The 13,912-nt window shown below is 67.4% G+C and carries 10 protein-coding genes and 2 tRNA genes; all 12 read right to left on the bottom strand.

Annotated features, from left to right (window positions below; translation table 11 throughout):
* Positions 1 to 25: 25 nt before the first annotated feature.
* The 12 genes from HN031_RS07405 to gyrB all read right to left on the bottom strand — a co-directional run bounded on the left by HN031_RS07405 (position 26) and on the right by gyrB (position 13,874).
* A complete protein-coding gene (locus tag HN031_RS07405) occupies positions 26 to 733 on the bottom strand; it encodes a hypothetical protein (RefSeq protein WP_172268346.1) in 708 nt (235 codons plus the stop codon).
* Between the two features lie 38 nt (positions 734 to 771).
* Positions 772 to 1,659, bottom strand: a complete 888-nt coding sequence (locus HN031_RS07400) for a hypothetical protein (protein ID WP_172268343.1) — start codon at positions 1,657 to 1,659, stop codon at positions 772 to 774.
* Positions 1,656 to 3,497, bottom strand: coding sequence for a hypothetical protein (locus HN031_RS07395; RefSeq protein ID WP_172268340.1), 1,842 nt, complete (start codon positions 3,495 to 3,497; stop codon positions 1,656 to 1,658). The genes HN031_RS07400 and HN031_RS07395 overlap by 4 nt, the downstream gene beginning before the upstream one ends.
* Complete coding sequence (locus HN031_RS07390) at positions 3,481 to 4,494, bottom strand: PD-(D/E)XK motif protein (RefSeq protein WP_172268337.1); 1,014 nt, start codon at positions 4,492 to 4,494, stop codon at positions 3,481 to 3,483. The genes HN031_RS07395 and HN031_RS07390 overlap by 17 nt, the downstream gene beginning before the upstream one ends.
* The gene (locus HN031_RS07385; protein WP_172268334.1) at positions 4,484 to 7,063 is read right to left on the bottom strand and encodes a Z1 domain-containing protein; all 2,580 of its coding nucleotides are present in this window, start codon (positions 7,061 to 7,063) and stop codon (positions 4,484 to 4,486) included. The genes HN031_RS07390 and HN031_RS07385 overlap by 11 nt, the downstream gene beginning before the upstream one ends.
* 169 nt (positions 7,064 to 7,232) lie before the next feature.
* On the bottom strand, positions 7,233 to 7,745 hold the full coding sequence (locus HN031_RS07380; RefSeq protein WP_216652077.1) for a hypothetical protein: 513 nt from the start codon (positions 7,743 to 7,745) through the stop codon (positions 7,233 to 7,235).
* A 156-nt stretch (positions 7,746 to 7,901) separates the two neighbouring features.
* Positions 7,902 to 7,977, bottom strand: a tRNA-Ala gene (locus HN031_RS07375).
* Between the two features lie 49 nt (positions 7,978 to 8,026).
* Positions 8,027 to 8,152, bottom strand: coding sequence for a DLW-39 family protein (locus HN031_RS21035; RefSeq protein WP_216652076.1), 126 nt, complete (start codon positions 8,150 to 8,152; stop codon positions 8,027 to 8,029).
* A gap of 50 nt (positions 8,153 to 8,202) precedes the next feature.
* Positions 8,203 to 8,276, bottom strand: a tRNA-Ile gene (locus HN031_RS07370).
* A gap of 70 nt (positions 8,277 to 8,346) precedes the next feature.
* Positions 8,347 to 8,892, bottom strand: coding sequence for a DUF3566 domain-containing protein (locus tag HN031_RS07365; RefSeq protein ID WP_322920639.1), 546 nt, complete (start codon positions 8,890 to 8,892; stop codon positions 8,347 to 8,349).
* Positions 8,893 to 8,900: 8 nt separating this feature from the next.
* Positions 8,901 to 11,609, bottom strand: a complete 2,709-nt coding sequence (gene gyrA / locus HN031_RS07360) for a DNA gyrase subunit A (protein ID WP_172268325.1) — start codon at positions 11,607 to 11,609, stop codon at positions 8,901 to 8,903.
* Positions 11,610 to 11,669: 60 nt separating this feature from the next.
* The gene (gyrB, locus tag HN031_RS07355) at positions 11,670 to 13,874 is read right to left on the bottom strand and encodes a DNA topoisomerase (ATP-hydrolyzing) subunit B (RefSeq protein ID WP_172268322.1); all 2,205 of its coding nucleotides are present in this window, start codon (positions 13,872 to 13,874) and stop codon (positions 11,670 to 11,672) included.
* Positions 13,875 to 13,912 lie beyond the last annotated feature (38 nt).

Genomic DNA, 13,912 nt, shown 5'->3' with positions numbered 1-13,912 from the left:
CATCGTTCGCGCGGCGAGCCGCACGTCATCCCGTGCTCTTCATCGCTTCCGCACAGAGGCCGTCGAGGAGCCGGGCGAGGGACTCGTCGTCGAGGCTGTCCAAGGCGATGTGAGACTTCACGGCCCTCAGCCGTCTGGCGAGCTCTCGCATCAGTTCCGACCGGGGCGTCGCCAGGCCACCCAGCTCTGCGCGCCAGATGGCGGCTTGGAGGGCGCCGGCCGTTCGACGGTTCCCGCCGAGTGACGGACGCTCCATGATCTGGACGGACTCGTCCTCGCCGAGTGGCTCGCATCCCTCGGGTGCTCGGCTCAGGTCCGGTCCGAGGGCCCAAGCACGCCACCATGTTCGTCGCAACACGTTGCGCGGCTGACCGATGAGTCGCTCCTCGGCCATTGCTGGGAATCGCCACGGCCCAATCTCGGGTACCAGCACGAGCGTGAGGAAGGACCAGACTCCCTCTTCCGCCGCGTCCGCCGGAACGATGTCCATGAGCGACAGGAGGGCTGTCCCGCACGGGCGGTCGAAGCCTTGGGCTGATCCGCCCAAGGGGTCGGGGTAGCCCGCCTGCTGAGCGACGCGGCGGACGGTCCCTTGGATCTCCCGCAGCTTCTCGCTGTCGACCGGATGACCTCCGGTGGCCGAAGGCTCTGCGTCTGGGTGGCTCACCGTCGCGAGGTCACGCAACTCGGACAGGCTGGCCCCAGCCCTCTCAAGGATCAGTCCCTTGGCCACGGCGCGGGGTAGGCGCGGATAGAGAAGGGTCGAACGTGTCATTTCAGGAGCCTCGAGTGGTGCTGGAGATGAACTTCGATCCGGGCCGGGTCCGTCCGGCGCCAGCCCTGCAAGGTCGACGGGCTCTCGAGGGGCCAGATCCGCGCGAGGAGGTTGCGCAGCACCCCCGCGGTCGTCGTGGTCTCCGGGTCGACGTCGAGCCCGATGACTTCCTCGCACTCCAGAGCGCTCTGCACCATCTGACGCGTCACGTCCCAGTGGAGACTCCTGAGCAGCTGTTCGGTTCCTTCGTCCTTGGATCCGTTCAGCAGCCGCTGGATGGCTGGGTGACCGGCGTTCAGCGTCAGGCGGGCAGTGGACATGAAACGTGCCTCGGGGTCCGTCAGGTCGATCTTGAACTGCCATCCCGCTTCGGGATCCAGGCCGACCGCCTTGAAATCGAGGGTGTCTGTGGGGAACTGGGTCCCGACGCCCTCGAGATCGGTCCACGAGCTGCTCCGCCAGAGGATGCTTCCGGGGTGTTGTGGGGCGAGTCGGTCCTGAGGGCGGGGGGCGGTGGCCACGAGCAGCGTCTCGAGAGTGAGGCGCCCGCCCAGGGTCGCCCCAGCGAGGCGAATGTCCACGGCTAGATCGAACCGTTCGCTCATGGGCAGATCCAGTCGTGCTGCCACGGTCTCCTGATTGGTGTGGTTCGACCTAGCCATCACCAACACCGCTAGTCCGCTGTCGAAGTCGATGCGACAGGCATCGGTCACCGCTCTGCGGTCGACCGAGACGGGCGCGGCGAGTTCCAGGACGGTCTGGTAGTCCCAGTGCGGCACTTCCTTGGGAAGCGGCACGTCGCCGTTGATGGACCTGAGGAGCCAATCGCCGTGACTGATGGCCTCTGAGGGCGGCGTGCGGAACGGAACGATCGGGCGCTTCATCGAACGGAATCTGCTTCCACGTCGAAGAGGACGGTCGTCTCCGCCCCGCGGCTGGCGACGAGCTCGACCTCGAACGGTCCCTTGTTGTCGAGTGTCAGCAGACCCGACCTGCCTTCGACCTCGACGGACCGCCCTGCGACCCGCACCTCGAAGAAGGCCAGGTCGGGGTCGAGGTTCGCGTCGGCCGAGGAGCCGTCGAGGGCAGCCGCCACGCTGAACCGGAGGGTGGTCCCTTTCGAGGCGGTGGCGGGACTTACGCGCACCCGCGCGAGCGTGCCTAGGCCGTCCGCCAGCTCGATCGGCGATGAGTAAGTGAAGTCGACCTTCGGACGCGCAGGACCGGGCTTAGACGGCGTGGGGTCCTTGCGACGTCGGCCTCTACCGCGACCGTCGACAGCCCCCACCAAGTGGGCCAGCTCGTCGGCGACGAGGGCTGTGCTGGCCACGTCCACGTGCGCCGGCTTCTTGCGGGGTGCCCAACGGTTCTCGAGCGCCGCCTTGATCTCGCGGAGGCCGACGTTGACGATGGTCCGCCCGGAGCTCTTCGGGAGGAGCTCGGGGTTCCACGAGTCGTGCGTCGGTGGCTCTGCCGCAGCGAAGTGGGCATCCTGTTCGTCGCTCGCCCGGAACACGCCGGCCCACTCCGTCCCGCCTTCGGGGGGCGGTGGGCCCTCGAGGTAGTCAACGACGAGCTCCGGGGTCCGTAGGAGTGCGACGTGGTGACAGACGCCGGTGATGGCGGCCGCCGGCTGCGGGGCCTCGCCGTCCTCGGGGTCCGAACCGTCGTCGACGGTGACCCGGTCCCTGTGGATGAGCGGGACCGTCGCTAGGACACCCACGTCCGCTCGGGGCCTGCCGCAGCGGATGTCGTCCAGTCGGAGGCCGAGTGTGGCATCGGGCGCATCCTCGTCCAGGAGGGCCTGGAAGGCCTGCGCGAACCCGTGAAGGGGTGGTCGGTCCTGCGGTGCGGGGATGGTCACCTCCTCGCCGTTCCAGGTGACGTAGATGTCCATCGCCCGCTTGCCCCGGCGGGGCGTCAGCTTCGGCCACAGGTGCCAGGTAACGGATTCGGCCACGAACGTCATCGCCTGCTCCGGCGAGCGTCCGCCCAGGTCCGGGGCGACCACCAGAATGTTGGTGCCGGTCTCGTCCCCCTCGAACGCCGGCATGCCCACCAGGTCTGCGATCCGCTCGGCTTCACGGCCGGTGACCGGGATAGGAACCTCGCCGCCGCTCTCCCCCCACCAGTGACGGCCGGTGTACAGCTTCTGGCCACGCGTGAACCTCTCACCGATGGCACAGGCGATGAGGCGGGTCTCAAGACGACCCTGGTGCATGGTGCGCGAGTGGATGACGATCGCATTGGCGCCGGAGACCACGTAGGAGATGGTCTTGCCGAAACCGTACGTCCCCCCCGTGTGACCTTGGGTGTTGGCCTCGCCGACGTTGAGGACGAAGTCGACCCAGTCGTAGGTGCCGGTCGGATTGACCTGGTCGGCCTGCAGGGGACCGCCCAGGCCTTTCGTGTTGCGATCGGAGATATAGAGGCCGATCAGGTCCGGGGCTGCCAGGGCTGGGGCGAGGTTGGTTCCCTTCGCCTGGTCCGCCTGTACGAACACCTCGTCCACCAGGGCCGCGCGCTCGGGTCCGTCGAGCTGGCAGCCCTGCAGGCTGAAGACGACCGGACGTCCGTTCCGGAGGCGGGCATCCCAACTGTTCTGCGCCGTCTCCCTGACGAGAACGGTCAGTGGGTCAAGCCGTGGTCGACCGAGGAGCTTGTAGAAGCCCTCCGCGGCGAGCCCTCCCGAGGGCGGCTTGGGTTCAGGAATCCATCGCATGGGCGACCTCCTCAGCTAGCGAGGCGAGTACTTCGTCGACGAGCGCGTCGCTCAGCGGGATGGGGGGCTCGTTCGTGAGGTCGATGGAGTAGCTGAGACGAAGAGTGCCCGGAGGGAGATCGCCGATCGCGAAGTCCGACCGGACGAGCCGTGGGAACGCCGGTCCGCCGACGTCATAGGCGCGCATGTCGGTGAGCCGGAATCTGCGCGCGCCGTAGGTCGCGAGGTCGTGGGGGTCGGCGCCGACTTCGCGCAGGCGCCGTTCGAGCTCTGGTCGATGGGCGCCCGCGGCCAGGACGCGGGTGATGAGCTCCGTCAGATTAAGTCCCCCGGGGTCGCGGTCGAAACGCAGGTGGAGCAGAACCAGGTCCGATCCTTCCGGCTCCTGCAGCTGATCGATGCTGGAGATGGCCACGATCCGGCCTTCACGCGCGAGGGTGGCCTTCACTTCAATGGCGTGGGTCGCGCTGCGGAGATCGTGCAGGTCGCTGTGGGGTCCCACCCAGAACCGGAGATCCGGAGGCGCGCCGTGGCCGAGAATGCGTTCCACAGCGACGAGCTCGCCCATGAGCCCGATCAGTGCTTCGTCGCTCAACTGATCGTGCTGCTCTGCCTCGGAGAAGAGGGCACGCCACCGGTCGAACGCGGCGGACGCCTCTCGGGCGGGGGAAGCGGCGTCCTCGATCGATTCGACCAGTTCTCGACAGAACTGAGTGAACACGCGGTGCAGTTCTGGGAGCCGGCAGAAGACTGTGAGGTATTGCAACCCTCCCTCGGCGATGCGCGCGAGGTGCACCGCGCGTCCCTTGGTATCCGTCCGTGCCGCTTCGCCGGCGCTCAGTGGGATGAGCAGGTGTCTTCTGCCCTCGCTGTCGATGCCGGCCAACAGGTCTCCCGCCGAGACGCGGTAGCCAGTCGGCGCGGTGACGACACCGGCCGCGGGCGGTCTGGAAGCCAGGACCGTCCAGATGCCGTCGAGGTCCCTTCTACCGGTCACCGAGATTCACCTCGTCCTGCGACCCCTCGGTGTCTTGGTACTCGTCCATCTCGTCCGTTTCGTGCTGGGACTGCTCCGTAAGTGCGACCTGGATGGTGTTGACGGGTTCTGTGCCGGACCCGGCGGTGGGGAAGCAGAGGGCCACTCCGATCAGGTGGTCGACTGCCTCAAGTGGTTCACGGTTGTCCGCACCCTTCTTGGGCAGAGAGTCCCTGTCGATGGGGTAAAGCACCAGCAGCCCGCGCCCGTCGTCATCCCGTAGTTTCTGGAGCTCGGTGTCAGGGGTCTCGCGCCGGACGTCGGCCGCTGGTACGAGGTCGGCCACACGGTCGGGCTTCGACATCAGGGTTCCGATCACCGCGCGCCGCTGCGTGCTCGACAGCGACAGCTTGGATCGACTGATCAGAGGGCTGTCGTCGGCGAGACCCAAGGGGATCGTCCTCTTAGCGTTCTTCACGCCCATGACGACGACGTTCCAGCGATCGAGGGCCCCGTGCTTCAGCTGTCCGTCGATGTACTTGACGACCAGTTGGGACGTGATCTCACTGTCGTCGTGAAACTTGTAGCCCTCGATAAAGTCTCGGATCAGACTGACCGGAACACCGCGGAGGACCGTCCGGCTCTCTTGCCGGTCGGGAACGGCGTCCGCCGCTGTGGCGGCGGTGAGTAGCGATGCCGCGGCCTTCTGGTTGGCGGCGATGATCTTCTCGTCACGGTGGGCGAAGTAGGTCGTCTGCGGCCTCTGTGCGCTAAACGAGGCCTCACCTTGGACGGCGAAGTTCATCTTGACCTTGGCCGTGGCCTGCATCTTCGGGTGCAGTCGGATTCGCACGGGAAGACTTGCTGGGGTTGCGCCGTCCATCGTCCGGTAGCGAGTGATCTCGGCTCGGAGGGAGTCCTCGACGTCGGCGAGGAACTCGAAGTCGTCGGCGAGGTCCTGGGTGGTCCAGATGCGAGGCAGGTCTCCGTAACCGGGGCGGTATCCGAACCACCGGCCCATTTGGAGGAGGGTGTCGTACGTGTTGGAGCTGCGCAGGAAGTAGGAAGAGATCAGTCCTTCGAGAGTTAGTCCCCGGGAAAGTGTGTTACCGCCCACGGCGATCACCGTGGCGGGCTCGTCGCTGTACACGAGGCGATCCGTGGAGAGACCGTTGTCCGCCAACACCTTCACGTCGTCGATCGTGGCGAGCAGCTCCTTCTCGAGCTGGTCGAAGGTCACCGGCTCGACACCGTGCCGATGCGCTGGCTCCTTGGCGATCTCCTCCTCCCACCTGCGGCGAAGGAGGTCGGTACGGCCGGCAGCGACATCGACACCGAGCTGCTTGACGAAGGTCCGGATCGGATCGATGTAGGCGAGTTGAGGCGCCACTCGCATCGTGGTGTGGATGAGCATGCTGGAGTGCTTCGCGACGCCGGAACGGACGCGACGCGCCGTGGTGGCGAGGACGAACCAGGTGATGGCTTGCCCGAGCTCGTGGGTGACCTCGACGCCCTCTGAGATCAGCCTCTTGGTTGCATGCCGCTCGGCCTCCGTCGTCGGCACGATGCGGATCATGTCGTGAGCCGCGTCGGACTCGGCCTCCTCATCCTCGGAGACCTGTTGTCCGAAGAGCTCCCTAGAGCCGAAGTAGGTTGCCGGCTTCGGCAGCGAGTACATGAACGACCGGGGGTAGATGTCGCTTTCGTCGGCGGGATTGACCAGGACGTTCGCGAACGGGGTCGCTGTGTAACCGACGTAGGCCACCCTCGGCAGCTCGAGCAGTTCGGTGATCCGCTGGTTGATCCGCGTACGGTCCAGCTCCGGATCCTTGGCCGCATTGGGGCTCGCCTGATCGGCCTCGTCGTCGATGATCATGATGGGGCAGGAATCCAGGCCGCCGTGCTTCTGGGCCTCCCTCAACCAGTCCCGCAGGTTGGTCAGTCGGGAGACGTTCTTCTTAACGACGGCGATCAGGCGGAGGTCGGGCGAAGCCAGCAGCGGGAGCGCCTTGACAGGCTTGCCGAAGTCACGATGCTCATCGGTTAGGCCCACCCATCGGGTGGGAAACTCGTCGACCAGTTGCTCATCGATCCTCAGCTGCGTCTGCCTGCGGAGCGAGTTGTGCACCCCGGATAGGACGATGAAGAGCCGGTAGCCGGAATCGGCGGCCTTCGCTATGGTGGCGGTGAAGTTGGCGGTCTTGCCGGACTGCACGAATCCGAGGACCAGTCCTCGGGTCCGGATCGTCGGGCTGTGTGGGTCGGCCAGCAGACCGACGATGTCGGTCGACGCCTCGTCCAGACTCGGGACGGCGGCGGCCCATGACGGGTCCGCTTCGAGGTTGGCCCTGAGCCGTGGCCAGAACACGTCCATCGACGTGGGTCCTCCGTACCAAGGTCCGCCATCGTCCTCTGGGTCGAAGATCGCATTGTTCCAAGCCATGGTTCGGCGCTGCTCGGCGATCTCATGACGGAAGGCCACGACGCGAGCGAGCAACTCGTCCTGACCAGGGAGGATCACCGCGAGCGTTGCGGCGGCCTCAGTCTCCGATCGGCCCTGCCGGATCAGCAGTTCCAGTTGCTCGAGCAAGGCTCGTTCCTGCGCACTCAGTTCCACCCGATTGGCCCTTCCCCACGTCGTGACAGAAAGCAGATTAATGCCACTCTTCTCTGAGGTCAGGGGAAGCGCCGCACTCGTGCAACTACTCCGGTGTGGGGTCTCACGGGACTGGCGACGCGCATGCGCACAGGCATCACAGCTAATACGCGAAGATGTGGGCGCTCAGGACGTCGATCTCTCTGCGTGGGTCCCCGAAGAACGCCCCGATACGCCTCGCTACGACTTGGAAAGGTCGCTCCCGGGCCGACCCGTCCGCCTTCCAGTTGTTCCACGGGACGATCAGGAACAGATGATGCGAATCCGGCGACAGGTGCGCCTTCCACAGGTCCTTGAGATCGTGGTTGTTCGTGGTGGTTCCCCCGCGCTCCACCTCGGCGATCACCCCGCGCCCTAACCCCAAGCGGAAGAAGAAGTCCGGCCGGGCCTGCGTCACGAAGCCGCTTTGAGGCGTAAGCACCACCTCCTCGCCGAACCCCAGTTCGAGCCGCAGGAGCTTGGCGAAGTGGGCCTGCACCGCCAGGCTCTTGGCTCCATGGACGTAAATCGCTGCGATCTCCGCGCTCGTGTCGTGGATATGTCCGCGCAGGCGCTCCGCCAACGCGTCGACTTCATCAACCTCTTGGGAGTGCTCGCGCGGGATCGCGGCCTTCACGTGCCGCCGATACCCGTCCACGGGCGTGAGCTTCGCAGCTCGTTCGCGGAGAAGCTAGCCGCCCGCTTCCCCCACCAGTCCCCCTAGCGGCCGATCTCGAAGTCGACCGGAACGGTAGAGAAATGCAAGAAACCGCAGGATGACCTGCGGTTTCTCTGGTGGAGCCTAGGGGACTCGAACCCCTAACCCCCTGCTTGCAAAGCAGGTGCGCTACCAATTGCGCCAAGGCCCCTGGTGTGCCGACCACTCACGGAGGAGCGGCGGCGAACAACGACTGAGCGTCAGGCCCGGTCGACGTTGTCGGTGGCCTCGGCCCAGAGGGCCTGCTCGTTCTTGCCCTCGTCCATCTTCTTCTTCGCAAGGGCCGCGCCGGCGGCGGCGAGGACGACCAGCAGGAGCTTCTTCACGGGACTCTCCTCGGGATCGCGGCGATCGGACGAAGGTGATGCGGGTGGAGTGGGCCTAGGAGGACTTGAACCTCCGACCTCTTCCTTATCAGGGAAGCGCTCTAACCGTCTGAGCTATAGGCCCGCACGCTGCAGCAGCAGCGACGCCGAAGATTACCTGACCCCGGTCGGGCGGTGCCAATCGAGGGTCGGGATCACTTTTCGTCCTCGGCGAGCGTCACCTCGATGCCGCCGAGGAGGGCGGCGGCGAGGTTGTAGAGGAAGGCCGTCAGGGTGGCGATCGCGGTCAGCAGGATCACGTCGAGCACCGACACCAGGAGCGTGAAGCCGAGCACGCGCGACATGCCGACGTAGTCGGTCACGTCGAAGGTCGAGTTGCCGCTGTCGCCCTCGACGATGCTCGCCACGGCGGAGTTGATCGAGTCCCACACGCCGGCGGCGCCGAGCACCGACCAGACCATGAAGATCGCCACGAACGTCACGACGCCGAAGGCGACCGAGAGCAGGAAGGCAGTCTTCATCACCGACCACGGGTCGATGCGGGTCAGCCGCAGCCGGGCACGGCGGGGCTGGCGTCCCGGCTCACGACGGGCGCGGTTGCCCTTGGCGCCCGATGGCCCCGCGTTGGCGCGGTGCTCCTCGGCGGCGCTGGACAGCGTGTCCTGCAGGCGGCCGGTCAGGGACCGCTTGGCAGGCTCGTCCTCAGACGTACGACGGGGAGTCGCGGTGCGTTCCGACACGGGATCACTCACTCCTCGGTGCTCTCGTCGGCGGGCGCCTCGACAGCGTCCTCACCGTCGATTGTTGCATCGTCGACCACGTCGGGCGATTCGGCAGCGGCCTCGCGGGCCTCGGCCTCGACCGCCTCGGCGGTCTCGGCGGTGAGCTGCTCGACCTCCTCGGCGATCTTGGCCTCCACCGAGCGGGCCACGACGGCGACCGAGTCGCCCGACTTGGGGGCGACGAACTTGACGCCCATCGTCGAGCGGCCGGTGGGCCGGAAGTTGGCGTCGATCGGGCTGCGCACGACCTGGCCGCCGCTCGTGATCGAGAGGACCTCGTCGTCCTCCTCCACGATGAAGGCGCCGACGAGGCCGCCGCGGTCCTCGTTGGCCAGGGACATCGCCTTGATGCCGATGCCGCCGCGCGTCTGGAGGCGGTACTCGCTGATCCGGCTGCGCTTGGCGAAGCCGCCGTCGGTGATCGTGAAGACGTACTGCTCCTTCACCTCGTCGGAGTCGGCGGCGTCACCCTCGACGGCCTCCTCGGCCGCCACCTGGGCGGCCCGGATCACCGACATCGACAGGAGCGAGTCGCCGTCGCGGAACTTCATGCCGCGCACACCACCGGTGGCGCGACCCATCGGCCGCAGCTGCTCGTCGTCGGCCTTGAAGCGGATCGACTGGCCTTTGCGGGAGACCAGCAGGATGTCGTCGTCGCCGTTGACCAGCTCGGCGCCGATCAGCTCGTCGTCCTCCTCGCGGAAGTTGATCGCGATGACGCCGGCCTGGCGGGGGCTGTTGTAGTCGCCGAGCTTGGTCTTCTTGACCAGCCCGGTGCGGGTGGCGAGCACGAGGTAGGGGGCCTGCTCGTAGTCACGGATCGCCAGCACCTGCGCGATGTCCTCGTCGGGCTGGAAGCTCAGCAGGCCGGCGACGTGGCCGCCCTTCGCGTCGCGGGCCGCCTCGGGGAGGTTGTAGGCCTTGGTGCGGTAGACCCGGCCGGCGGTGGTGAAGAACAGCAGCCAGTGGTGGTTGGTGGTCGCGATGAAGTGCTGCACCACGTCGTCACCGCGCAGGGTCGCGCCGCGCACGCCCTTGCCGCCACGCTTCTGGAGGCGGTACTGGTCGGCGCGGGTGCGCTTGGCGTAGCCGCCGCGGGTGATCGAGACGACGAGGTCCTCGTCGGGGATCAGGTCCTCCATCGAGAGGTCGCCGTCGGCCGCGATGATCTGCGTACGGCGGTCGTCGCCGTACTTGTCGGTGATCTCCTTGAGCTCGTCAGAGACGATCTGCCGCTGGCGGGGCTCGTTGGCCAGGATGTCCTCGAGGTCGGCGATGACGCGCTCGAGCTCGGCGAGGCGGTCCATGATCTTCTGGCGCTCGAGGGCGGCGAGGCGGCGCAGCTGCATCTCGAGGATGGCGTTGGCCTGCACCTCGTCGATGTCGAGCAGCTCGATCAGGCCGGTGCGGGCCTCCTCGACGTCGGGGCTGCGCCGGATGAGCGCGATGACGTCGTCGAGGGCGTCGAGCGCCTTGACCAGACCGCGGTAGACGTGGGCCTGGCGCTCGGCCTCGGCGAGGCGGAAGCGCGTACGCCGCTGGATGACCTCGATCTGGTGGGTGACCCAGTGGGAGATGAAGGCGTCGATGCTCAGCGTGCGGGGCACGCCGTCGACCAGGGCGAGCATGTTGGCCGAGAAGTTCGACTGCAGCTCGGTGTGCTTGAACAGGTTGTTGAGCACCACGCGCGCGACGGCGTCGCGCTTGAGGATGATCACCAGGCGCTGGCCGGTGCGCGAGGAGGTGTCGTCGCGCACGTCGGAGATGCCCTGGATCCGGCCCGAGTCGGCGAGCTCGGCGATCTTGAGCGCGAGGTTGTCGGGGTTGACCATGTAGGGGAGCTCGCTGATGACCAGCATCGTGCGGCCCTTGGCGTCCTCGTCGATCTCGACGACGGCGCGCTGGGTGATCGACCCCCGCCCGGTGCGGTAGGCCTGCTCGATCCCCTGGCGACCGACGATCAGCGCCCCGTTGGGGAAGTCGGGGCCCTTGACCCGCTCGAGCAGGGCGTCCTGGAGCTCCTGCTTGGTGGCGTCGGGGTGCTCGAGCGCCCAGGTGGCGCCCTCGGCGATCTCGCGGAGGTTGTGCGGCGGGATGTTGGTCGCCATGCCGACCGCGATGCCGGCGGAGCCGTTGACCAGCAGGTTGGGGAAGCGCGAGGGCAGGATGGTCGGCTCCTGCGAGCGACCGTCGTAGTTGGGGCGGAAGTCGACGGTGTCCTCGTCGATGTCGCGCACCATCTCCATGGCCAGCGGCGCCATCCGGCACTCGGTGTAGCGCATGGCCGCGGCGGAGTCGTTGCCCGGCGAGCCGAAGTTGCCCTGACCGTTGATCAGCGGCGCGCGCAGCACCCACGGCTGCGCGAGGCGGACCATGGTGTCGTAGATGGCCGAGTCGCCGTGGGGGTGGTACTGACCCATGACGTCACCGACGACGCGCGAGCACTTCGAGAAGCCGCGGTCGGGGCGGTAGCCGCCGTCGTACATCGCGTAGAGGATGCGCCGGTGCACGGGCTTGAGCCCGTCGCGCACGTCGGGCAGCGCGCGCCCGACGATGACGGTCATCGCGTAGTCGATGTAGGACTGCTGCATCAGCGTCTGCAGCTCGATCGGCTGGATGCGCTCGTCGCCGAAGCCGAAGCCGCCGGCTCCGGTGCCGGTGGGGGTCTCAGTCATGTGGGGTTCTCTCCTGCGTTCTAACGATGTCTAGGGCTGGGCGTAGAGACGGCTAGCGACCTAGATATCGAGGAATCGGACGTCCTTGGCGTTGCGCTGGATGAAGGAGCGCCGCTGCTCGACGTCCTCGCCCATGAGGATCGAGAAGATCTCGTCGGCCTGCGCGGCGTCGTCGAGGCCGACCTGCTTCATCAGGCGGGCGTCGGGGTCCATCGTGGTCTCCCACAGCTCGTCGGCGTTCATCTCGCCGAGCCCCTTGTAGCGCTGGACCGGGTTCTCCTTGGGCAGCTTCTTGCCCTGCGCCAGGCCGTCGGCGAGCAGCGCGTCGCGCTCGGCGTCGGAGTAGACGAACTCGTGGGTCGCCGGCTTGTTCCACCGCAGGCGGTAGAGCGGCGGCTGCGCCATGTAGACGTAGCCGTGCTCGATGAGCGGCTTCATGAACCGGAAGAGCAGCGTCAGCAGGAGCGTGTTGATGTGGTGGCCGTCGACGTCGGCGTCGGCCATCATCACGACCTTGTGGTAGCGCAGCTTCTCGAGGTCGAACTCCTCGTGGATGCCGGTGCCGAGGGCGGAGATGATCGCCTGGACCTCGGTGTTGGCGAGCACGCGGTCGATGCGCGCCTTCTCGACGTTGAGGATCTTGCCGCGGATCGGGAGGATCGCCTGGATGCGCGGGTCGCGGCCCTGACGGGCGGAGCCACCGGCCGAGTCGCCCTCGACGATGAAGACCTCGCACTCCTCCGGGTTGGTCGACTGGCAGTCGCTCAGCTTGCCGGGGAGGCCGCCGCCGCCGAGCAGGCCCTTGCGGCCGCGGGCGAGCTCGCGCGCCTTGCGGGCGGCGATGCGGGCGCTGGCGGCGGCCTGGGACTTGCGGACGATGTCGCGGCCCTCGGCCGGGTTCTGCTCGAACCAGGCACCGAGCTGGTCGTTCATGATCCGCTGGGCGAAGCCCTTGGCCTCGGTGTTGCCGAGCTTGGTCTTGGTCTGGCCCTCGAACTGCGGCTCGGAGAGCTTGATCGAGATGATGGCGGTCAGGCCCTCGCGGATGTCGTCGCCGGAGACCCGGTCCTCCTTCTTCTTGATCAGGCCCCACTCCTCGCCCCAGTTGTTGACCAGCGAGGTCAGGGAGGCGCGGAAGCCCTCCTCGTGGGTCCCGCCCTCGTGGGTGTTGATGTTGTTGGCGAAGGTGTGGACCGACTCGGTGTAGGAGGTGTTCCACTGCATCGCGACCTCGAGGCTCATGTGCTGGCCCGTGGCGCCCTCGGCGGTCTCGGCCTCGAAGGAGATGACGCTCGCGTTGGCCGCGGTCTTGCGGCGGTTGAGGTGTTCGACGTAGTCGACGAGCCCGCGGTCGTACTTGAAGACCTGCTCGAGCCCGCCCGTCTCCGCGCGCTTGATGGCGTCGTGACCGGCGTTGTCGATCTCGCTGTCGACGGTGTCGTCCTCGACGGCGTCGACGCGCGACTCGGCCTCGGGCCGCTCGTCGCGCACGACGAACTCCACGCCCTTGTTGAGGAACGCCATCTCGCGCAGCCGCGAGGTGATGGTCTCGAGGTTGTAGGTGGTCTCCTCGAAGATGTCCTCCGAGGCGTACCAGGTGACCGTCGTGCCGGTCTGCTCGCCGGCCTCCATCGGGCGGACCTGCTCGAGGTCGGCCTCGGGGACGCCGAGCCGGAACGTCTGGCGCCACAGGTGGCCCCGGTTCTTCACCTCGGCGACCAGGCGGGTGGACAGCGCGTTGACGACCGAGACGCCGACACCGTGGAGTCCACCGGACACCTTGTAGCCGCCGCCGCCGAACTTGCCGCCGGCGTGGAGCATGGTCAGGGCCATGGTGAGCGCCGGCATCTCCTGGCCCGGCGCCGTGTCGGTCGGGATGCCGCGACCGTTGTCCTCGACGCGCACCCCGCCGTCGGCCTGCAGCGTGAGCACGATGCGGGTGGCGTAGCCGGCCAGCGCCTCGTCGACGCCGTTGTCCACGATCTCCCAGATCAGGTGGTGCAGGCCGCGCTCGCCGGTCGAGCCGATGTACATGCCCGGTCGCTTGCGGACCGCCTCGAGGCCCTCGAGGACCGTGATCGCGGAGGCGTCGTACTCGACGCTCTTGTCGACGGCCGTCGACGAGCGCTTCTCGGCTGCCGGCTCGTCGGCGGACTCCTCGACCGCTGCCGCGAGCGCAGCGGCGCGCTCGGCCTCGGAGGGCTGCGGGTCAGGAGCGGAATCGGGGGTCGGGGCTGCGGTGGACTCGGGATTCTCTTCGCTCAAGGCACGGCCTTCTGCTCATCGCCCCGGCGCGTGGTCCG

This window comes from Nocardioides sp. zg-1308, assembly GCF_013155375.1.
Lineage (GTDB): Bacteria > Actinomycetota > Actinomycetes > Propionibacteriales > Nocardioidaceae > Nocardioides > Nocardioides renjunii.
The sequence above is the reverse complement of the archived record's forward strand: the minus strand, read 5'-3'. Positions and strand labels throughout refer to the sequence as shown.

Coding starts and splice junctions, on each gene's coding strand:
- gyrA (WP_172268325.1), bottom strand. CDS start 11,609: ATGACTGAGACCCCCACCGGCACCGGAGCCGGCGGCTTCGGCTTCGGC.
- HN031_RS07395 (WP_172268340.1), bottom strand. CDS start 3,497: ATGCGATGGATTCCTGAACCCAAGCCGCCCTCGGGAGGGCTCGCCGCG.
- HN031_RS07400 (WP_172268343.1), bottom strand. CDS start 1,659: ATGAAGCGCCCGATCGTTCCGTTCCGCACGCCGCCCTCAGAGGCCATC.